The organism is Haemophilus parainfluenzae, from assembly GCF_003253005.1.
In the GTDB taxonomy this organism is placed as follows: domain Bacteria; phylum Pseudomonadota; class Gammaproteobacteria; order Enterobacterales; family Pasteurellaceae; genus Haemophilus_D; species Haemophilus_D parainfluenzae_M.
Genome location: NZ_QEPZ01000001.1, coordinates 413892 through 434635 on the forward strand (window position 1 = coordinate 413892; position 20744 = coordinate 434635).

A 20744-nucleotide genomic window follows, 5' to 3' on the forward strand; every position below is an offset into this window, starting at 1 on the left:
GATGACGATTGCAACAACTATTTTCTAGCGATAAAAGTGCGGTCAATTTTTTTCATATTTTTGAGTGTTCATCACAAATCTCAAATGTAAATTTTTAGAATTTGACTGGTCTAATGTGTTAAAATGCCTGACAATACCTAGAAATGTTTAACAAAAAGAGAACGTTAATTATGTCTGGCATCGTAAGTACTTATCGTAAATTATTAGAATTACCGCTTTCGGTTTTAGTAAAAAATAATCCAATCCCCGCTCAACCAATTGAAGAGCTTCAACTCAATATCAATCAACCTATTCTTTATGTTTTGCCTTACACCTCTCAAACTGACTTCGTCATTTTCCGTCGTAACTGTTTGAGCGTAGGTTTGCCTGATCCAGCTGAAAAGAATGTGATTGATGGCGTAGCATTACCACGTTATGTCTATTTAGACGAAGGTCGTCGCTTTTTTAAATCAAAAGGCGCAAAAGATGAAACCGCCAAAGTCTTCAATAAATACTTAGAATTGCATCGTGATGTTGCTGATTTAGATGTACAACTGATCCCTGTTTCGGTGCTTTGGGGACGTTCACCAGGTAAAGAAGATAAAGCAAGCTTACCGAATCTGCGTTTATTGAATGGCATTCAAAAAACCTTTGCGGCAATTTGGTTTGGTCGTGATACTTTTGTGCGTTTTTCTCAAGCGCTTTCTTTGCGTTACATGGTAAATGAACATGGTTCTGATGAAAAAATTGCACAAAAACTGGCTCGCGTGGCTAAAATGCACTTTGCTAAACAACGCATTTCCGCGACAGGGCCTCGCTTACCAAACCGCGAAGCCATGTTTAATAAGCTATTAAATTCTCAAGCAATTCAAAATGCCATTGAAGATGAGGCAAAATCAAAAAATATCAGCCGCGATAAAGCCTATGCTGAAGCCGAAAAAATTCTTCGTGAAATTGCAGCTAATGTAAGCCATTCCAGCCTTCGTGCGGCAGACCGTTTCTTACGTTGGCTATGGAACAAACTGTATTCCGGTATTGATGTACAAAATGCGGACCGCGTGCGTAAATTAGCATTAGAAGGACATGAGATTGTTTATGTGCCTTGTCACCGTAGTCACATTGACTATTTATTACTTTCTTATGTGCTCTATCACCAAGGTCTTGTACCGCCACATATTGCAGCGGGGATCAACTTAAACTTCTGGCCAGCGGGTCCTTTATTCCGTAGCTGGGGAGCATTCTTTATTCGCCGTACGTTTAAAGGTAACCGCCTTTACTCTGCAATTTTCCGTGAGTATTTAGGGGAATTATTCCACCGCGGTTATTCCGTCGAATACTTCATTGAAGGTGGCCGCTCTCGTACAGGTCGCTTGCTTGCACCGAAAACTGGTATGATGTCAATGACGCTACAAGCACTTCAACATAACCAGACTCGTCCTATTTCTGTGGTACCTGTGTATATCGGTTATGAGCACGTATTAGAAGTGGACACTTACGCAAAAGAATTACGTGGCGCAGCGAAAGAAAAAGAAAATGCTGGCTTAGTTTTACGTGTGATTAAAAAATTACGTAATTTAGGTCAAGGTTTTGTGAATTTCGGTGAGCCAATCACGCTTTCCAATTACCTCAATCACCATTATCCAGAATGGAAAGAACAACATCATGAAGATAAACCTCACTGGTTTAACCATGCTGTTGGGTCTGTTTCTAATCAAGTGATGGTGAATATTAATAAAGCTGCTGCAGTTAATGCGATGAATTTAGTAGGAACCGTTCTACTCTCTTCTCGTCAGCGTGCACTTTCTCATGAACAGCTACTAGAACAACTCTCTAGTTATCAAGAAATGTTAAAAAATGTACCGTATTCTACTGATGTTGTACTGCCAACTGATACACCAAAAGCGATGCTTAACCACGTATTAAGCTTAGATCGCGTAGGTGTGTTAGTTGAAAAAGATAACTTTGGGGAAATTATTCGTTTAGAACGTAATTCCGCTGTTCTCATGACGTATTACCGCAATAACATTCAACACTTATTTGTGTTGCCTTCACTTGTTGCGAGTATCGTTTTACATTATGAAGCAATCCAAAAAGATTTATTATTGGATGCAGTAAGTAAAATTTATCCATTCTTAAAAGGTGAACTCTTCCTTCATTTCACTGAAGAAGAATTAGATACACAAATTAAAGCTATTATTGATGAATTTGCGCGTCAAGAAGTTATTCAACCCAATGATAATTTCTTATCGATCCACCGCTCTAAAGTGCGTATTTTACAACTTTGGTCTGCGGGTATGCGTGAAATCTTACAACGCTACTACATTACAGTAAGTATTTTGCGTAGAGATCCTGAAATTGCCCGTGGTTTACTAGAAAAAGAAAGCCAATTAGTGGCACAGCGTCTTTCCGTATTACATGGCATTAACGCACCGGAATTCTTCGATAAAGCGGTATTCTCTGCCTTTATTGCTAAATTAAAAGAAGAAGGTTATTTTGATGATGACAAAGAGAAATTACACGAGCTTGCCACAATCTTAGAACATTTAATTTCTAGTGAGATTTGCTTAACGATCAATAGCGTGGCAGATAAAGCAGATGAAGTTAAGATTGAAGTAGAAGAAGAGGATAAATCAAATAAAGATGAATAATCTTTAGTGAAATAACAAAAGGGCGTATTGGAGATCCAACACGCCCTTTTCTTTATACGATTAATTCAACCAGAAATAATATCCTATTGTCGCGATAACCAATATACACACAATATTTAAGATAAACCCAGCTTTAACCATCTCACTTTGGCGGACCTCACCTGTACCAAATACGATAGCATTTGGCGGTGTTGCTACCGGCAACATAAATGCACAAGATGCACCTAAACCGATGATTAACGCAAGACCAATTTCTGGCATACCAAGAGATTGTGCAATAGAAATAAAGATTGGTACTAATAACGCTGCACTCGCCGTATTGGAAGTAAATTCAGTTAAGAAAATAATGAAGGTTGCGACCAATAAACCAATGAGGTAGTAGTGTTGCCCTTGAACTAAGAATACAATACCGTCAGCTAAAACTTTACTTGCACCAGAATCTTTTAACACCGCACTCAAGGTTAAACCACCACCGAAAAGCATCAATACACCCCAGTCAGTGCTTTCTTGAATTTGTTTCCAATTTGCCACACCCGTTGAGCAAATAATGACAGCTGCAAGTAATGCGACCACACTATCAAAACTACCGATATTTTTAGCAAGGCCAAATACACCTGAAATCATTGGATTAATATAGCTACTAAATACCCAGCAAAGTGCAATTACAGCAAAAATTACAAGCGTTAAAATGCGTTGGCCATTCATTTCAATACGCTCAAAATTTTGCTCAAAACGTAAATTAAGTTTTGGTTTAAATACAATGAAAAGCGTACCAACCATTAATGGCATCAAAATAATCATAATTGGCAAGCCATACCATAACCAATCTGAGAAAGTTAAATGTAAGTTACTTGCGACGATCGCATTTGGTGGACTACCCACTAATGTACCCATACCACCAATACTCGCACTATACGCAATCCCTAATAATACGAAGACATAAGTATTATGTTCTTTTTCTTTATCAAGCTTACTTAAGATCCCCATGGCTAAAGGTAACATCATGGCTGCTGTTGCTGTATTACTCATCCACATAGAAAGGAAAGCGGTAATTGAGAAAAGATACATGATAGCTACAAATAAATTACCACGGGCCATCGCCATAATTTTATTGGCTATCATTTTATCGAGCTTTTGCATATGCAAAGCAGTAGCTAAAGCGAACCCACCAAAAAATAAGAAAATGGTTGGATCGGCAAAAGCCACTAAAGCTTGTTTAGTTGTCACCAAATCAAGTGCAATCGCAAGCAATGGCACCAATAGAGCGGTAACTGTTACATGTAATGCTTCAGTTAACCAAAGGATTGCTACCAAAGCTAATAATGCTAAACCTGCATTTTCCTTAGGTGCAAAAGGTAAGGCTTTAAGTAAAATAAAAAAACAGGCTATCGCTAGCAGAAAGATAATCCCACTTTTATAATTTTTTGTTGTGTTTGTTTCGTTCATGAGTCCCTCCAAACTGATTACAAATGAACTATTTGCGATGTTAAATGAATGTTACAAACTTTCAACTAACAAATATCTAAAATGTGATCTTGTTCAAAAAAATTTTAACAAAAAAAGTGCGGTTATTTCTAACCACACTTAAAAAAGAATTAATAACTTCACACCTATTCTTCTTCCAAATCACCTAAATCTAATGCTTCTTGTGAAAGAATAATGCCTGTTAAATCCGCATAAATATAATCTTCAGGGAAGAACGTCACACCACCAAAATTGACTGGAAGATCACTTTCACCATGATTATTTTCATCTGCGCCAACTGGAATTGGTGCAAGCGCATGAATACCAATATCAATATTTTCAAGCTGTTGAATTTGACGCACGGCACCATAAACAATAATACCCGCCCATTCATTATCTGCCGCAAGTTGTGCAAGCTCTGCATCAATTAAAGCACGGCGTACTGCGCCACCACCATCAACGACAAGTACTCTGCCGTTACCATTTTCTTCAAGAATCTCGGCAATTAATCCATTATTTTCAAAACATTTTACTGTCGTCACTTTGCCGTAGAAATTGCTGACGCCACCAAAACTAGAAAAAATTGGTTCAACCACATCCACTTGATCAGCATAAATATCACAAAGTTCTGAAGTATCGATATACATAATGTACCCCTTGTCGGTAAAATTTTTTCTCTAGTATAAGCCGATTTAGCCGATAAGCAAGCCTAAACTAAACAAGATATTGATAAATAAAGAAATCATTGACATCTGTGCTAACATCGGACGTAATACTGCAGGCTCTTTGCTACGATAAACAAATAAGGCATGTTTTAATAACAATGGAAATGCTAATAAAAATAAGAAATGCCAAGGACTAAATGCTGTTGATGCCGCAAATAGCACATAACATAAAGCCGCGACACTTAATAAAACACAATGATAAATACGTCCTTTCTTCGGGCCAATACGCACAACCAGGGTATTTTTCCCTACTTTCGCATCTTGCTCAATATCACGTAAATTATTGATATTTAAAACGGCTGTTGCTAATAAACCTGAGCCTAACGCAGGTAAAGTAATTAAGCTATCAATGCTGTGAGTTTGTAGATAATAAGTTCCACCTACCCCCAATAAACCAAAAAATAGCAACACTGACAGATCACCTAAACCTAAATAACCATAAGGTTTAGCACCCACGGTATAAGTAATGGCAGCAATAATAGCAAGAATACCCAAACCTGCAAAGGCCAATAAATCAGTAAGACTTTGATATGCGATACCAATTAAGAATGCACCTGAGAAAAATGCTCCCACCGCCATTAAAATTAAGCCCCATTTAAGCTCATTCGCAGAAATTGCACCTTGCTGAATACCACGTAAAGGCCCAATACGTTCTTCGGTATCTGAGCCTTTTTGATGATCGCCGTAATCGTTAGCAAAGTTGGAAAGTACTTGCAATAAAATAGTAGTGAGCAAGCAAAGTAACATCACGGTAAGATTAAAACTTTCTTTATCCGCCCAATATGCCAATGCTGAGCCAGTAAAAATAGAAGCTAATGCCAAAGGCAAGGTTTTTGGGCGAGCGGTTTCCCACCACATTTTCAATTTATGATTTGTCATTTTTTTTGACCGCACTTTTGATTACAATAAAGGGCGTATTCTACACGGAAATTGCCTTTTTATGAATGATTTAACACTGACTCTTCACCCAATTGCGGTGATTCACACGCCTTACAAAGAAAAATTCTCGGTGCCACGCCAGCCTGATTTAGTACAAGATGGCATTGGTATTGTGGAACTGCTACCTCCCTATAATTCACCAGAGGCTGTGCGAGGATTAGAGCAATTTAGCCATCTTTGGCTTATTTTCCAATTCGACAAAATACCCCATGGGAAATGGCAATCCACTGTTCGCCCCCCTCGTTTAGGCGGCAATCAACGTGTCGGTGTATTTGCTTCACGCGCTACGCATCGCCCAAACCCGCTAGGCTTATCCAAAGTTGAATTACGCCAAGTGGAATGTATTCATGGACGTGTTTTTCTGCATTTAGGCTCCGTGGATCTTGTCGATGGTACACCTATTTTTGATATTAAGCCTTATATTGCCTATGCTGATAGTGAACCTGATGCAAAGTCAAGTTTTGCGCAAGAAAAACCACCTGCAAAATTAAACGTAGAATTTACAGAAATCGCCCAAAGTGCGGTTGAAAAATATCACAAAAACCGACCGCACTTAGCAAGATTCATTATGGAAGTGATCGTACAAGATCCCCGCCCGGCTTATCAACAAGGTAAAGAAACCGATCGTATTTACGGTATTAGTCTGTACGAATTTAATATTAAATGGCGTATTAAAGCGGGGACAACAGACTGTGTCGAAATTCTCGATATCCAAAAATTAAAAGAACAAAAAAGCTGACTTTCGTCAGCTTTCTTTTTATCGTTTTAATTCTGTCTAATCTGGCAATGCATTCAGCACAGCTTTGACGAGCGTTGCCAATGGAATAGCGAAAAATACGCCCCAGAACCCCCATAATCCGCCGAAAATCAGCACCGAAATAATGATTACTAAAGGATGTAAATTAACGACTTCAGAGAATAAATACGGTACTAACAGGTTTCCATCTAGAAGTTGACTCACCGAAAAGGCCACAATTAAATACCAAAACGTTGGAGAAATGCCAAACTGGAACATGGCGACTAAAGCAACGGGAATCGTCACCAATACCGCACCAATATAAGGAACTAACACAGAAAGACCAACGGCAACAGAAAGTAATAACGGATAATTTAAACCAAAGCTTAAAAAGATAATATAAGTCACCACGCCAACAATCAAAATCTCCAACAACTTGCCATGAATATAATTCGCAATTTGTTGCTGCATTTCATTCCATACTTTAGAGGCTAAAAGACGGTTTTTAGGCAAAAATCGGCTTACACTCGCAAGAAGTTCGCTTTTATCTTTCAGCATAAAGAACATCATTAATGGCACTAAAAATGCATAGATACCCAGTGATACAAGGTTCATTAATGAAGTAATCGACAATTTCACCGCAGATTCACCAAAGCCTAAAATCTTCGCTCGAGCCGCACTAAAAAAGGTATCAATCATGGTGTAATCGATGAGTTCAGGATAATGCTCAGGAAGGGCTAACAACCATTCATGTAATTTATTGAACATGGCCGGCAAATCGCTTAATAAGGAAATCGTTTGATTCCATAGTGTTGGTACAAGCCCGAAGAAAATCAATAACGCCAAGGTTAGAAAGCCACCAAAAATAATTAACGTGGCGAGCATTCGAGGAAATTTTAATTTTGTCGTCAGGAAATTAATCGGCATTTCCAATAAATATGCTAATACAATGGCAATCAGCAACGGAGCGATTAAATCACTAAAGAAATAAATTGCAATAAAGCCAAACAACAAAATGGCAAGTAGCCCCATCGCCTGCGGATCGCTGAAGCGGCGACTATACCAATTTTTTAGCATTTCAAACATAAAGTCTTCCTAAACAAGTATTTTTTGTCATTATAAGTTAAAATTTAAATCAATCCTATATCCACTCATTCAACATAAAATAGAAGGAAACGTTATGTCTGTTAAGATTTATCATAATCCACGTTGCTCAAAAAGCCGTGAAACCTTAGCTTTATTAGAAGAAAAAGGCATTCAACCAACGATTGAACTTTACTTGCAACAACACTACTCTGTTGAAGCATTGCAGCAACTGGCTAATAAATTAGGATTAGATGATGTCAGAAAAATGATGCGTACCAAAGATGAGCTTTATCAATCATTAGGGTTAGATAATCCTGCATTAACTAAGGATGAGTTATTAAAAGCCATCAGTGAAAATTCAGCCCTATTAGAACGCCCGATTGTGGTAAAAGGTGAAAAAGCTAAAATTGGACGACCGCCTGAAAGCGTACTCGCCATTTTGTAATTCTATTCATTTTCGCTATAATAACTTGCCGTGAAACACTTCACGGCAATTTTTTAGAGGTAAATATGACAAAAAAAACAAAAAGTGCGGTTGAAAATCAGCCCATTTATCAACACGCCAAAGGAGTCGTGAAAGATAATGCTTTGATTGCACTATTACACGACAAATTATTCCGCCAACGCGTTGAGAAAAAACGTAAAGGCAAAGGCAGTTACCAACGCAAAGCAAAATATGCGAGCAATTGGTTTGAAAAGCCCGATGATAAAGTTTTTAATTTCAGAAATTTTATCATCGGGTTTTTCGTTTCAATTTCAGTATAAAAAATAACAAACAGAGGAAGTCTATATGTCAATCAAAACAGAAGTTTTATTTAACAATACTTGGAATGTCCGTATCAGTGACCCTGGTGAAGAAGGTGCTCAAAGCCACTTTTTTGAAACCATTTATCTCACGCTCACGGCTTATTTTGAGGGCGAAAATGTGCGTTATGAATTTGTGCGTAAAGTAGAAGATCAAGTAAAAATCAAACGCTCATTTACAGAATTAAGCGAGTTATTCAAGTTCTTGGGAGATTATTTGGACCCAGTTTCACTCGGTAACCTCGGCGTAAAAATAGGTAACTTAGGCGTGAAAGCTGAATAAATTTTTTCTAATAAAAAAGTGCGGTCAAATTGATCTGCACTTTTTATTTCTCAACTTATTATATTATTGTGCAAGTAACACACCTAGCGCGGAATAGAGGGATTGAACTGCTTCATTTGATAATGCCTTGCCATCTTCATCAGTGATGACGACCGCACTTTGTTTACCCACTGCGGAGATTTGCATTTGGTAAACACCTTTTTCTAGATTAGGCGGATTCACACCTAAACGTAGCCACTCTTGTTTATCCAATGGTTTATATTTTAACTCGCGATAACCACGGCCAGTAGATTCCGATGTGGCTTTAAAGCCTAATTTCGGTAAAACCGAACCTAAACGTTGCCATGCTTGATCAAAACTTGCATCCATACCCAATGCCATTCTACCGTTCATATCAGTAATTAAACCTGATTGGAAAGGTCCTGCCGAGGCATTATTTAAATCTTGTTGTTGCTTGTTATAAGCGTTAGTAAGCGCAGCAACAAAACGATTTAAACGATCTGATGCATAACGCTGTTTATCTGCTTGATTTGGTGTGTAAATCACACCATCACGACGCATTTGTTCGACAGAAACAGCCAACGCACTCGCATCTTGCGCTGTAACTTGTTCAATTTTATAACGGATCTCTGTATTGGCTTTATCATCTGCACGACCTGTTGGCGCCCAGTCACTGATTAATTCTCCACCATTTAAAGTCGAATTTGTGCCTTCTTCTTTCAATAAGCGCTCAATTTGTTTGAGGTTATAAAGTTCCGCTTGTGCATCCGTATAAACAATCAATGCACGTTCGCCATCAAATTGTGTTAAAGAATTTTTAATAATCGCTAATGGGGTTGAAGGCGGACGAATATCCACGCGTTCTTTTTTCGCATTAAGCTGAGGAAGTTCATAAGTCGGATCAGCTTGCGGTAATGTTACACCACCACTTGCTAAAGGAGAAAAGCTCGGTATTTCACGATCAGAATTTTGATAAGTGTCATTAGCCGTCTGCATTTTTTCCACGCTGTTTGAACACGCCGATAACAATGCTGCCGAGACTAAACTCAGTACGATTTTTTTCATTCCTTAAATCCTTTCAATAAAAAATAATTAGAATAATGACCGCTCTTTGACAAATAAAAAAGCCGAAAGTTTAAAGGGCTGTAAAAACAACCCTTTAATTCATTAAATTAAGCCAGCAATTTTTAATGCTTCTTCTACTTTGACTTGCGCGCCTTCGCTTAACACGGTAAGTGGTAAACGTAAGTGTGGAGTCTTAATTAAACCTAAACGATACGCTGCCCATTTGACCGGGATTGGGTTTGATTCAATAAATAAATCTTGGTGTAAACGCATTAAGCGGGCATTAATTTCTTCCGCTTTTGCGAAATTACCCGCTAAAGCATAACGACACATTGCCGCCATATCTTTTGCTGCAAGGTTATTTGTTACAGAAATAACACCCTCTGCGCCTAATTTCATCGCTTCTAAACCTGTTGCATCATCACCACTTAATACAATGAAATCTTTACCGGCTAATTCTTTAATCGCAGTGATACGAGTTAAATCGCCTGTTGCCTCTTTAATCCCTACAATATTCTCAATTTGAGACAAGCGTGCTACGGTTTCAGGTTTCATATCACTACCGGTACGACCTGGTACGTTATAAAGAAGTTGTGGTAAATCCGTGCATTCTGCAATCGCTTTAAAATGTTGGTACATACCTTCTTGTGTCGGCTTATTGTAATAAGGCACAACAGATAAACAACCCGCCACCCCGCTATCACGTAATAATTTTGTCATTATAATAGCTTCACTCGTCGCATTTGCACCAGTGCCAGCAATAATTGGAATACGCCCTTTCGCTAATTCCACAGTTTTTTCAATCACCTTCACATTTTCTTCAATGCTTAATGTGGCAGACTCTCCTGTTGTACCTACAGATACAATTGAATCTGTACCCGCATTGATATGAAACTCGATAAGTTTTTCTAATGTTTCAAAATCAATGTTTCCGTGATTATCCATCGGGGTTACTAAAGCAACAATACTGCCTGAAAATAAGGGGGTTTGCGTAGTCATAAGGCACTCCATTTACACCTATTTTGCGTTTTAACAATAACATTTGAAAATATTTGGTTATAATCGCTAAAATAGCTTGAATTTACAAATCATTTTTTACATTTTTAAGGATTTTTTATGAAAACATTACAAGCGAGTGACTTAGCACCGCAATTCACGCTTTTAAATCAAGACAATCAACCAATTTCACTTAGTAACTTCAAAGGTAAAAAAGTACTTGTGTATTTTTATCCAAAAGCCTTAACACCAGGTTGTACAACTCAAGCCTGTGGTTTGCGTGATGCTAAAAGTGAGTTAGAAAAATTAGGTGTAGTTATTTTAGGCATCAGTACAGATGCACCCAAAAAACTCACTCAATTTATAGAGAAAAAAGCACTCAACTTCACCTTACTTTCTGATGAAGATCACCAGGTTGCAGAACAATTTGGCGTATGGGGAGAAAAGAAATTCATGGGCCGTGTTTATGATGGTACTCATCGCATTACCTTTCTCATTGATGAACAAGGCAAAATTCAGCACGTTTTTGATAAATTCAAAACGAGCGAACATCATCGAGTTGTCTTAGATTACCTACAATCCCTTTAAAATACCGCTCAACACAACCGCTCTTTCTATGATTTATCTCAAAGTGCGGTCAAAAAATTGTTCATTTCTCTAATTTATATTTACGCTCTATTTTCCATTTGATAGAATTTGCAATCTAATTGAAATTCATTCTCAATTAATTTTACATTTTTATTACACATACAAGGACAATCAAATGTTACAACTTTTCGAGTTTTTACAACAATACAGTGATTACGTGATTATCGGGCTTCTACTTCTTATGAGTGTGATCATGCTCGCAGCCGTGATTGAACGTTTTCTCTTTTTAAAGCATGTGAATGTAGCAAAATATTCCAATATTCACGCACTTGAAATTGATTTAAATCGCAATATGACCGTGATATCCACTGTCGGTGCTAACGCACCTTATGTTGGTCTATTAGGTACAGTAATTGGAATTTTATTAACTTTCTTCCAAATTGGTCATGGTGATGGCGAAGTTGATGCTAGCGCCATTATGATGCATCTTTCCCTTGCATTAAAAGCAACCGCACTAGGTATTTTAGTTGCCATTCCTTCTATGATGTTCTATAACGGTTTAGGTCGTAAAGTGGAAGTTAACCGATTGAAATGGAAAGTATTAAACACTCAAAAAGATAAGGAATAATCGTGAAAAAATTTGATGAAATCAACATTATTCCTTTCATCGACATTATGTTGGTGTTATTAGCGATAGTGTTGGTCACTGCATCCTTTATTTCTCAAGGGAAAATTAAGGTGAATGTTCCCAAAGCGAGTTCAACGGTCGCATTCAAATCAGATGAATTAACAAAATTATTAACAGTTACGGCTGACAAGCAACTTTATTTTAATGATAAGCCCATTTCACAAGAAGCGCTTGAAAAAGAAATTATGGGTTGGAATAAAGACCAAAAAGTAACGTTAAAAATTGATGCTGACGCCTCTTTCCAAGATTTCGTGACCATTACCGATATGTTATCGAAAAATGAAATCAAAAATGTCGTCATTGTTTCCATGAAAGATAAAGGCGCCCCAAGCAAAACGACTCAAGGAAATGAATCAAAAAATACGCCTGAAGTGAGTGGAGTTGCAAGCGGAGACGTTGGAGTAGGACGTAGTCAATGAACAGCCAACAAACCAAACGATCATTATTAGGTTTGCTTATTTCTTTATTGGTTCATGGTAGCATCCTTGGAGCGTTATTTTGGAACTGGCATACGCCACATGAAGCGGCGAGTAATGCTCCAGGTGAAATATCCACGACGATTTCAATGGAAATGATTCAAGGGATGAGAGTAGAAGAACCCGCTCCTGAGCCGGAACCCGAACCTCAACAGGCAGAACCAGAACCTGAAAAACAGGAAGTCGTCTCGGATCCAACAAAGAAACCAGAACCTGAAAAGAAAAAAGAACCTGAGAAAAAGCCAGAAAAACCAATAGAAAAACCGAAACCAAAACCGAAAGAGAAGCCAAAGGAAAAACCTAAAAATGAGGTAAAAGCAGAGAAAGCGGTAGAAATGCCAAAGAGCCTACCGATTGGCGATAAGAATATAAATTCAACGGCTACGGCAAATTCTAAAGCAATGACCACAGGTCAACCTGGTACAAATGGCGTTCAAGGTGACTCAGGTACCAATACGGATGAGCTAAATGCTTATCGTGCAGCTATTCGACGTGAAATTGAACGGCACAAGCGCTACCCTGCTCGAGCGAAGATGATGCGTAAACAAGGTGTTGTGAGCGTGAGTTTTAGTGTGGGTGCAAATGGCTCCTTATCAGGAGAACGTGTCACAAACTCCTCTGGTGATGAAAGCTTAGACAACGCAGCACTTGAAGCGGTGAGAAGTGCAAGACCTGTTGGTTCAAAACCAGCTGGATTTGCTTCTTCAGTAAGCGTACCAATTAGTTTCACTATTCAATAAATAAAAAGGCGAACATGATGTTCGCCTTTCTTTTTGCTAATTTTAATTAGCCCATACCGTATTTTTTCAATTTCTTACGCAATGTACCACGGTTAATGCCTAGCATGTTCGCTGCACGGGTTTGGTTACCTCGGGTGTACTGCATAATCATATCTAACATCGGGTGTTCAACTTCCGCTAATACTAATTCGTAAAGATCATTCACATCTTGACCATCTAATTGTGATAAGTAATTGCGTAAAGCTTGTTTTACAGAATCACGTAATGGTTTGTTTGTTACTTGTGATTGAGAGTTTAAAACTGAAACGGTTAACGCTTCAGACGGACTACGTTGTTGTTCTAACATTTTTCTTTATCCAAAATTGAATTTAAAAAATCTTCCAGCACAATTAACTGCTCTTTCGGTTCATTAATTGCGTTAAAAGTCTGTCTAAAAACGGAATCGGGTTGAATTCCCTGTAAATACCAAGCTACGTGCTTACGGGCTATTCGATAGCCTTTTTGCTCACCATAGAACTGATGAAGTTCCTGAATATGACGCAAAATATGACCGCACTTTTCACGCAAACTTGGAGTTTGAATTATCGAATCATGTTCCACTAAGGCCTCGACGGCTTGAAAAAGCCATGGGTTGCCTAGTGTGGCACGACCGATCATTATTGCATCGGCACCTGTGTACTCAAGTACCTTTTTCGCTTTCGAGGCAGAATCAATATCACCATTCGCAATGACTGGAATTGAAATTGATTGTTTGACGGCTCGAATATTGTCGTATTCCGCTTCCCCTTCAAATAAGCATTCTTTCGTCCGCCCATGAATGGTTAAAGCTTGAATACCAGATTGTTCTGCAATTTTTCCGATTTGCACACAGTTTCGATTTGCTTTATCCCAACCTGTACGAATTTTTAACGTCACTGGTACATCAACGGCATTCACGACTTCTTTTAAAATTTTCTCCACTAAATCGGGAAATTGAAGAAGTGCAGAGCCCGCTAGCTTTCGATTTACTTTCTTTGCGGGACAGCCCATATTGATGTCGATAATTTCAGCGCCATAGGCTACATTAATTGCTGCAGCTTGGGCCATTTCTAAAGGATCAGAACCTGCGATTTGCACCGCATTTAATCCTAGCTCTTCACTATGTGCTAAACGAAGTTTCGATTTCTCTGTATGCCAAACTTGAGGATTGGTGGACATCATCTCTGAAAACGTTAATCCCGCACCGTAATGGGCACATAAACGTCGAAAAGGTTGATCCGTGATACCTGCCATGGGTGCCAATAAAATACGATTTTTTAATTCATAAGAACCAATTCGCATTTTATGTTATCCCCAATTACAAGTCCTAATCTCTAGCAAGTCAGGCAACTGCAGTCACCGACAAGGGGTGCTATATTACGCATTTTTCTTTTTTTTGCAAAGGGAAATTTGTTCAAAAAATGCACTTTTTTTAATTGACAAAAAGAAATTAAGCCGATTTTAATTTACCTGTAATACGACACCATTCCTCTTTCACCGCCACAAGATCTAAATCAAAGGATTGTGTATAAGCATCGCATACCGATTGTGCTTGAGTTTCTAAAATGCCCGATAATCCAAGATCACCACCCTCTTTCACTAATTGGGAGATAATCGGGTAAAGTTCTTTTAATGGACCTGCAAGAATATTCGCCACAACGACATCCGCTTTTAAATCTTCAGGTTTATCATCAGATAAGAAAAGTTGCAGACGGTCCGCTACACCATTTTGTTCTGCATTATTACGACTGGCGAGAATCGCTTGTGGATCGATATCAATACCGATTGCATTTTTTGCACCTAATTTAAGAGCAGCAATGGCAAGAATTCCAGATCCACAGCCAAAATCGATGACGGTTTTGCCGGTTAAATCCAAACCATCTAACCACTCTAAACAAAGTGCGGTTGTCGGGTGGGTGCCTGTCCCGAAAGCTAAACCAGGATCAAGCATCACATTAACCGCATTTTGATCCGGTACTTCACGCCAGCTTGGACAAATCCATAAACGCTTGCCAAATAGCATTGGGTGGAAGTTATCCATCCATTCACGTTCCCAATCTTTATTCTCTATTTGCTCGATTTTGTAAGCGGTATTTTCATCTAAATGATGGGCTTGTTTAAGCAAGCTCACAATTTCATTCATATCGGTTTCTGCATCAAACAATGCAATCACATCGGTATTTCCCCACAGACGCGTTTCGCCTGGAAGTGGTTCAAAAATCGGCGTATCTTGGCTATCCATAAATGTGACCGAAACAGAGCCAATTTCTTCTAAAAAATCGCTAATTTTCTCGGCTTTTTCATTTGTACTATTTAAGCGAATTTGAATCCACGCCATCTTCTTTTCCTTTTAATTAATTTCTTTATGTAACCATCTGGGTAATAAACTTACGCCTAGGGCTGAAACCACAATAATGATAATCCCAAGCGCTGAAACAAGTGAAACCTCTTCGTTGAGTAATAATACTGCCAAAAAGACACCAAAAATCGGCTCAAGTGCGGTCAAAATTCCAGAGATTTTTGCATCCACCGAATTTAAGCCTTTATTCCATAACCAAAAAGCAAACCAACTGCACGCTACACCGAGATAAATCAAACCGAAGAAACCCAGCCAGTTACAATGGATATCCCAGTTTTCAGTCATCAATAAAGTAAATGGCAGCATGGTGATGGTTGCTAACACAATCGAAATTGATGTATAGGCTTGTGCTGAAACCGTTGCTACCACTTTTTTCGTCCAACGCAAGCAACAAGCAAACACAATACTTGCCGCCACCACTAATGAGCATCCCAATAAGCTAATTTCACTTGAGCCTTCATTGCCCTGCCCACCTAGAATTAAAATGGCCACACCTAAAAAGGCAAAAGCGCCACACAACCAATGATACCATTTCGCACGATCTTGAAAGAAAAAATGCCCAATAAAAATCACACATAACGGCTCTAATCCAATCATGGTTGTTGCGCTCGCCGCGCTCGTATATTTTAAACCAATAAATTGCAGCAAAAAGGTCGCAGTATAGTTGAAAAAACCTAGCCACCAAAGCTGTTTTCGCATCGGTTTAGACACGCCTTTCCAACGACGAAAAAAGAGTGGCATCACAATAATCGCCGCCATTAATAAACGGGCTTGGATCATTAAAATAGTATCCATCATTGTAAAGGTGTATTTCGCGGCAACAAAGGCACTACTCCAAATAAACAACGCCAGGATCTGGTAAATCATAAAGTGCGGTCCATTTTTACTGTTTTTTGGCGCCGAATTGATTGCCTAAGATGAACGCAATCAAACCAAATACAAGTGCTGGAACAATCGCATTAAAACCAAATAGTTTGATACCAAATTGAGTCAGCAGCACATAACTGCTTAATCCCACCACCATTGAGCTTATTGCACCTGCTGAATTTGCTTTATCCCAATAAATGCCTAATACAATTACCCAAAGGAATGCTGCTTCTAATCCCCCGAAAGCAAATAAATTCAACCAAATAATCATATCCGGTGGATTAAGTGCGGCAAAAATTAACAACACCGATAAAATTAGTGTAATGACTGATGAAATACGACTAATTCGTTTTTCATTCTTCTCTGCTTCAGGTTTGCTTGCAAGATATAAGTCTTTCACAAAAATTGAAGAGGATTGAATAAGTTGCGCATCAACTGTGGACATAATCGCTGACATCGGTGCAGCTAAGAAAATCCCTGCAACAATAGGTGGGAGCACTTCCAACATTAAGGTTGGAATGACTTTATCTGACACCGTTAAATCTGGCACAACGGCACGTCCTAAAGCGCCTGCCAAGTGCATACCAAACATAATGACTGAAAGGACAATCGTACCAATGAGCATGCCTCGATGTAAGGCTTTACTATCTTTGAAAGCCATACAACGCACAGCTGTATGTGGTAAGCCAACCACACCGAAACAAACTAAAATCCAAAATGATGCCATAAATTGAAAATCTAGCATCTCATTTGGGCCGTAAGGGCTCACTAAACTTGGATCAATTTCAGTTAATTTATTGACCGCACTTTCTACGCCACCGAGATGGTAAATAACGCCCACCAATAACACGATTGTGCCCAAAATCATTACCGTACCTTGAATTGTATCGGTTAATACGACCGCTCGGAAACCACCAATAAATGTATAAATGCCAACCGTTAAGGCAAAAATAAGCAAGGCGTGAGTATAAGGAATCCCTATCGTGGTTTCGAGCAATCTCGCCCCACCAATAAATTGCACAACCATAGCGGCAAAAAAGGCAATCAACAATGCTAGACTGGAAATCCAAACGAGATATTTGTTTTTATAACGATAGAGAAATAAATCATTAATAGTGAGCGCATTAGTTTCGCGAGAGAGTAGTGCAAACTTTTTACCTAATGCACCTAAGGCTAACCAAACAGCCGGTACTTGGATCATGGCGAGTAATACCCAACCTAGCCCATATTTATAAGCCGCCCCAGGTCCACCAACAAAAGAACTGGCACTGGCATAAGTGGAAGCCGTTGTCATCGCAAGGACAAAGCCCGTCATGGAGCGATTTCCTACATAATATTCCGTAAGGAAATCACCTTTACTGCGTTTTACATAAGCAAATAATGCCGCGCCAAAGATAAAGACTAAATAGATAGCTAATGGGAGAATAATACCTAAATTCATTATTTATTCTCCTTTGACTCAACATCTAGCGGGATATCTAAAAAGACAATTTTGACAATCCAATACCCAATGATGACAAACAAAATAGGTAAATAAATACAGGATAATTCAAACCATAACGGAAAACCTATCGGCCCAGGTGAATCTTTCGGGAGATAAGCACACATACACCACCCAATCACATAAAAAATAGCTAAACCTAATGCCCAGCGAGCTTCCTTGGCCGCTTGCTTATACCGTTGTGAAAGTTCCATTTTGAGTTCCTATTAAAAAATTTTACCATCAGATAATTATTCAACGATAACAAAAAGGCAGAAATATTCTGCCTTTACCTTAAAATTATGAATTAATCATACATCCCTAATTTCTTCTCTAAATAGTGGATATTGGCACCACCTTTTTGGAAGTTTTCATCTTCAAGAATGAGTTCATGAAGTGGGATATTTGTTTTGATACCGTCAATGATCGTCTCAGATAATGCATTTTGCATACGACGGATTGCGACATCACGAGTATCACCGTATGTGATTAATTTTGCGATCATAGAATCGTAGTGTGGTGGAACGGTATAACCAGCATATACATGAGAATCCCAACGAACGCCTAAACCACCTGGTGAGTGCAAGTGAGCAACTTTACCTGGAGATGGTAAGAATGTTTTTGGGTCTTCCGCATTGATACGACATTCCATCGCATGGCCTTTCACTTTGATATCTTCTTGTTTATAAGAAAGTGGTAAACCAGCCGCAATGCGCAACTGTTCTCTCACCAAATCTACACCGGTAATCATTTCTGTTACTGGATGCTCTACTTGAATACGGGTATTCATTTCAATGAAATAGAATTCACCATTTTCATACAAGAATTCAAACGTACCTGCACCGCGATAACCAATTTCGATACAAGCATTCGCACAACGAGTGCCGATGTCACGACGAACTTCTTCTGTAATACCTGGCGCAGGCGCTTCTTCCACAACTTTTTGGTGGCGACGTTGCATAGAACAATCACGTTCTGCAAGATAAATTGCATTACCGTGTGTATCCGCTAAAACTTGAATTTCAACATGGCGTGGATTTTCTAAATATTTTTCCATATAAACCATGTCATTATTAAATGCTGCTTTTGCTTCAGCTTTTGTCATCGCAATGGATTCTTCAAGTGCATCTTCGCTACGAACGACACGCATACCACGACCGCCGCCGCCGCCAGATGCTTTGATAATAATTGGATAACCAATACGTTTTGCAATTTCTTTATTTTTCACGATATCGCTACCTACAGGACCATCAGAACCCGGTACACAAGGCACGCCCGCTTTTTTCATTGCTTTAATTGCAGAAACTTTATCCCCCATCAAACGAATGACGTCTGCAGTTGGGCCAATAAAAATAAAACCAGAACGTTCAACTTGCTCTGCAAAATCTGCGTTTTCAGAAAGGAAACCATAACCAGGGTGAATCGCATCCGCACCTGTTACTTCTGCTGCGGCAATAATGGCAGGAATATTTAAATAACTTTTTACAGATGGCGCAGGTCCGATACAAACTGTTTCATCTGCAAGTAATACGTGTTTTAAATCACGATCGGCGGTAGAGTGAACCGCCACAGTTTTAATGCCTAATTCTTTACAGGCACGCAAAATACGCAGTGCAATTTCACCACGGTTAGCAATCACAACTTTTTCTAACATAACAATTTCCACTTGGGTAAAAAAATGGCGAGAAAGCTCGCCATTTCAGATTGATAGGGATTATTCGATAACGATTAATGGTTGGTCAAATTCAACCGCTTCGCCATCATTCACTAAGATTGCTTTAACCACACCAGCTTTATCAGCTTCAATACGGTTCATCATTTTCATTGCTTCAACGATACAAAGTGCATCGCCTACTTTGACAGTTTGTCCCACTTCAACGAAAGCTTTCGCTTCTGGGCTTGGGCTACGGTAGAATGTACCTACCATAGGTGAACGAACTTGGTGGCCAGAAATTTCAGCCGCTGGTGCTTCAGCAGGCGCTGCTGCCGCAGGAGCAGCTGCAGGAGCAGCAACGGGTGCTACAGGCGCCGCTGCATATTGAATTGCAGCAGGTGCAACCGCTGGTGCCGCACGACTAATACGTACTGTACCTTCTTCTTCTTGCACTTCTAATTCAGTGATACCCGATTCTTCTACTAATTCAATCAGTTTTTTGATTTTACGAATGTCCATACGCTCTTCCTAAAAATAATAATGAATTGTTAACCGCACTTTCAGAATTGATTTCCAAAGTGCTGTCATTTTGAAACCTGTTTTTGTGTCGGCAAGATTACCGCAAAATCACGCACTTTGCGATAAATTTCTGCGAAAATCTGTAAATTTTGTGAAATTTTATGATTTTTTATTTAAAAAATCTAAAGCAAATTGAAGAGCAAACTCATAGCCTTTCGCACCTAAGCCACAAATCACCCCTTCTGCCACATCACTAAAGTAAGAATGATGACGGAATGGCTCGCGCTTATGTACATTAGACAAATGGATTTCAACAAAAGGAATTGACACAGCAAGCAACGCATCACGTAATGCAACACTGGTATGCGTATAAGCTGCAGGGTTAATTAAAATAAAATCCACTTTCTGAAAACTTTGATGAATCTTATCGATTAACTTTTCTTCACTATTTGCTTGAAAGCATGCCAAACTCACATTATGCTGCGCCGCAAGTTTTGCCATATTTTCCTCAATGGTAGATAACGAAAGCGAACCATAATGTTTCGGCTCTCTTGCGCCCAACATATTTAAGTTCGGGCCATTTAACAGCAAAATATTGAATTTTTTTGACATTTTCACATCCTTTAACTT

24 protein-coding genes are annotated in these 20744 nt (G+C 38.9%); 9 read left to right on the top strand and 15 right to left on the bottom strand.

What is annotated here, in order from left to right; all coding sequences use genetic code 11:
• Window positions 1–170: 170 nt before the first annotated feature.
• Window positions 171–2627, top strand: coding sequence for a glycerol-3-phosphate 1-O-acyltransferase PlsB (plsB, locus tag DPV97_RS02135; RefSeq protein ID WP_070715038.1), 2457 nt, complete (start codon window positions 171–173; stop codon window positions 2625–2627).
• A gap of 60 nt (window positions 2628–2687) precedes the next feature.
• On the opposite strand, the gene DPV97_RS02140 is transcribed toward plsB, so the two are convergent.
• The 3 genes from DPV97_RS02140 to DPV97_RS02150 form a co-directional block, all read right to left on the bottom strand.
• On the bottom strand, window positions 2688–4073 hold the full coding sequence (locus DPV97_RS02140; RefSeq protein WP_049363351.1) for a DASS family sodium-coupled anion symporter: 1386 nt from the start codon (window positions 4071–4073) through the stop codon (window positions 2688–2690).
• A gap of 164 nt (window positions 4074–4237) precedes the next feature.
• Complete coding sequence (gene rraA, locus DPV97_RS02145) at window positions 4238–4738, bottom strand: ribonuclease E activity regulator RraA (RefSeq protein ID WP_049363353.1); 501 nt, start codon at window positions 4736–4738, stop codon at window positions 4238–4240.
• 45 nt (window positions 4739–4783) lie between these two features.
• The gene (locus DPV97_RS02150; RefSeq protein ID WP_049363355.1) at window positions 4784–5695 is read right to left on the bottom strand and encodes a 1,4-dihydroxy-2-naphthoate polyprenyltransferase; all 912 of its coding nucleotides are present in this window, start codon (window positions 5693–5695) and stop codon (window positions 4784–4786) included.
• A 61-nt stretch (window positions 5696–5756) separates the two neighbouring features.
• On the opposite strand from DPV97_RS02150, the gene tsaA reads away from it, so the two are divergent.
• Window positions 5757–6494 carry a tRNA (N6-threonylcarbamoyladenosine(37)-N6)-methyltransferase TrmO gene (tsaA, locus tag DPV97_RS02155; RefSeq protein WP_070715036.1) on the top strand — a complete coding sequence of 246 codons (738 nt, stop codon included), beginning with the start codon at window positions 5757–5759 and terminating at the stop codon, window positions 6492–6494.
• 36 nt (window positions 6495–6530) lie between these two features.
• Here tsaA and DPV97_RS02160 read toward each other — a convergent pair whose 3' ends face one another.
• Window positions 6531–7577 (bottom strand): AI-2E family transporter, encoded by a 1047-nt coding sequence (locus DPV97_RS02160; RefSeq protein WP_070715034.1) that lies wholly within the window; start codon window positions 7575–7577, stop codon window positions 6531–6533.
• A gap of 94 nt (window positions 7578–7671) precedes the next feature.
• On the opposite strand from DPV97_RS02160, the gene arsC reads away from it, so the two are divergent.
• From arsC to DPV97_RS02175, 3 genes are all read left to right on the top strand, one after another.
• The gene (gene arsC, locus DPV97_RS02165) at window positions 7672–8022 is read left to right on the top strand and encodes an arsenate reductase (glutaredoxin) (RefSeq protein WP_054419085.1); all 351 of its coding nucleotides are present in this window, start codon (window positions 7672–7674) and stop codon (window positions 8020–8022) included.
• Window positions 8023–8087: 65 nt separating this feature from the next.
• The gene (locus tag DPV97_RS02170) at window positions 8088–8342 is read left to right on the top strand and encodes an alternative ribosome-rescue factor A (protein ID WP_070715032.1); all 255 of its coding nucleotides are present in this window, start codon (window positions 8088–8090) and stop codon (window positions 8340–8342) included.
• 25 nt (window positions 8343–8367) lie between these two features.
• Window positions 8368–8664, top strand: a complete 297-nt coding sequence (locus tag DPV97_RS02175) for a DUF5377 family protein (RefSeq protein ID WP_049365297.1) — start codon at window positions 8368–8370, stop codon at window positions 8662–8664.
• Window positions 8665–8727: 63 nt separating this feature from the next.
• Here the strand turns inward: DPV97_RS02175 and bamC are convergent, their stop codons facing one another.
• Complete coding sequence (bamC, locus tag DPV97_RS02180; RefSeq protein ID WP_070715030.1) at window positions 8728–9729, bottom strand: NlpB/DapX family lipoprotein; 1002 nt, start codon at window positions 9727–9729, stop codon at window positions 8728–8730.
• Window positions 9730–9831: 102 nt separating this feature from the next.
• The gene (dapA, locus tag DPV97_RS02185) at window positions 9832–10728 is read right to left on the bottom strand and encodes a 4-hydroxy-tetrahydrodipicolinate synthase (protein ID WP_070715028.1); all 897 of its coding nucleotides are present in this window, start codon (window positions 10726–10728) and stop codon (window positions 9832–9834) included.
• 117 nt (window positions 10729–10845) lie between these two features.
• Between dapA and bcp the strand changes: the two genes are divergently transcribed.
• The 4 genes from bcp to DPV97_RS02205 all read left to right on the top strand — a co-directional run bounded on the left by bcp (window position 10846) and on the right by DPV97_RS02205 (window position 13217).
• Window positions 10846–11313 (top strand): thioredoxin-dependent thiol peroxidase, encoded by a 468-nt coding sequence (gene bcp, locus DPV97_RS02190; RefSeq protein ID WP_070715027.1) that lies wholly within the window; start codon window positions 10846–10848, stop codon window positions 11311–11313.
• 175 nt (window positions 11314–11488) lie between these two features.
• A complete protein-coding gene (exbB, locus tag DPV97_RS02195) occupies window positions 11489–11941 on the top strand; it encodes a TonB-system energizer ExbB (protein ID WP_070715024.1) in 453 nt (150 codons plus the stop codon).
• Window positions 11942–11943: 2 nt separating this feature from the next.
• Window positions 11944–12420, top strand: a complete 477-nt coding sequence (exbD, locus tag DPV97_RS02200) for a TonB system transport protein ExbD (protein WP_049363372.1) — start codon at window positions 11944–11946, stop codon at window positions 12418–12420.
• Window positions 12417–13217, top strand: a complete 801-nt coding sequence (locus DPV97_RS02205; RefSeq protein WP_070715023.1) for an energy transducer TonB — start codon at window positions 12417–12419, stop codon at window positions 13215–13217. The genes exbD and DPV97_RS02205 overlap by 4 nt, the downstream gene beginning before the upstream one ends.
• Before the next feature lie 46 nt (window positions 13218–13263).
• On the opposite strand, the gene fis is transcribed toward DPV97_RS02205, so the two are convergent.
• From fis to aroQ, 9 genes are all read right to left on the bottom strand, one after another.
• Window positions 13264–13563 carry a DNA-binding transcriptional regulator Fis gene (gene fis / locus DPV97_RS02210; protein ID WP_005696908.1) on the bottom strand — a complete coding sequence of 100 codons (300 nt, stop codon included), beginning with the start codon at window positions 13561–13563 and terminating at the stop codon, window positions 13264–13266.
• Complete coding sequence (gene dusB / locus DPV97_RS02215; RefSeq protein WP_070715021.1) at window positions 13557–14537, bottom strand: tRNA dihydrouridine synthase DusB; 981 nt, start codon at window positions 14535–14537, stop codon at window positions 13557–13559. The genes fis and dusB overlap by 7 nt, the downstream gene beginning before the upstream one ends.
• A 148-nt stretch (window positions 14538–14685) precedes the next feature.
• Window positions 14686–15573 carry a 50S ribosomal protein L11 methyltransferase gene (prmA, locus tag DPV97_RS02220; RefSeq protein ID WP_070715019.1) on the bottom strand — a complete coding sequence of 296 codons (888 nt, stop codon included), beginning with the start codon at window positions 15571–15573 and terminating at the stop codon, window positions 14686–14688.
• A gap of 12 nt (window positions 15574–15585) precedes the next feature.
• A complete protein-coding gene (locus DPV97_RS02225; protein WP_070715017.1) occupies window positions 15586–16461 on the bottom strand; it encodes a DMT family transporter in 876 nt (291 codons plus the stop codon).
• A 16-nt stretch (window positions 16462–16477) separates the two neighbouring features.
• Complete coding sequence (gene panF / locus DPV97_RS02230; RefSeq protein WP_070715015.1) at window positions 16478–17902, bottom strand: sodium/pantothenate symporter; 1425 nt, start codon at window positions 17900–17902, stop codon at window positions 16478–16480.
• Window positions 17902–18156 (bottom strand): YhdT family protein, encoded by a 255-nt coding sequence (locus DPV97_RS02235; protein WP_070715013.1) that lies wholly within the window; start codon window positions 18154–18156, stop codon window positions 17902–17904. Before DPV97_RS02235 ends, panF begins: the two co-directional genes overlap by 1 nt.
• 92 nt (window positions 18157–18248) lie before the next feature.
• Window positions 18249–19595: an acetyl-CoA carboxylase biotin carboxylase subunit gene (gene accC, locus DPV97_RS02240; RefSeq protein ID WP_070715011.1), complete on the bottom strand. Its 1347-nt coding sequence runs from the start codon at window positions 19593–19595 to the stop codon at window positions 18249–18251.
• Window positions 19596–19655: 60 nt separating this feature from the next.
• A complete protein-coding gene (gene accB, locus DPV97_RS02245; RefSeq protein WP_070715009.1) occupies window positions 19656–20114 on the bottom strand; it encodes an acetyl-CoA carboxylase biotin carboxyl carrier protein in 459 nt (152 codons plus the stop codon).
• 159 nt (window positions 20115–20273) lie between these two features.
• Window positions 20274–20726, bottom strand: a complete 453-nt coding sequence (aroQ, locus tag DPV97_RS02250) for a type II 3-dehydroquinate dehydratase (protein WP_070715006.1) — start codon at window positions 20724–20726, stop codon at window positions 20274–20276.
• Window positions 20727–20744 lie beyond the last annotated feature (18 nt).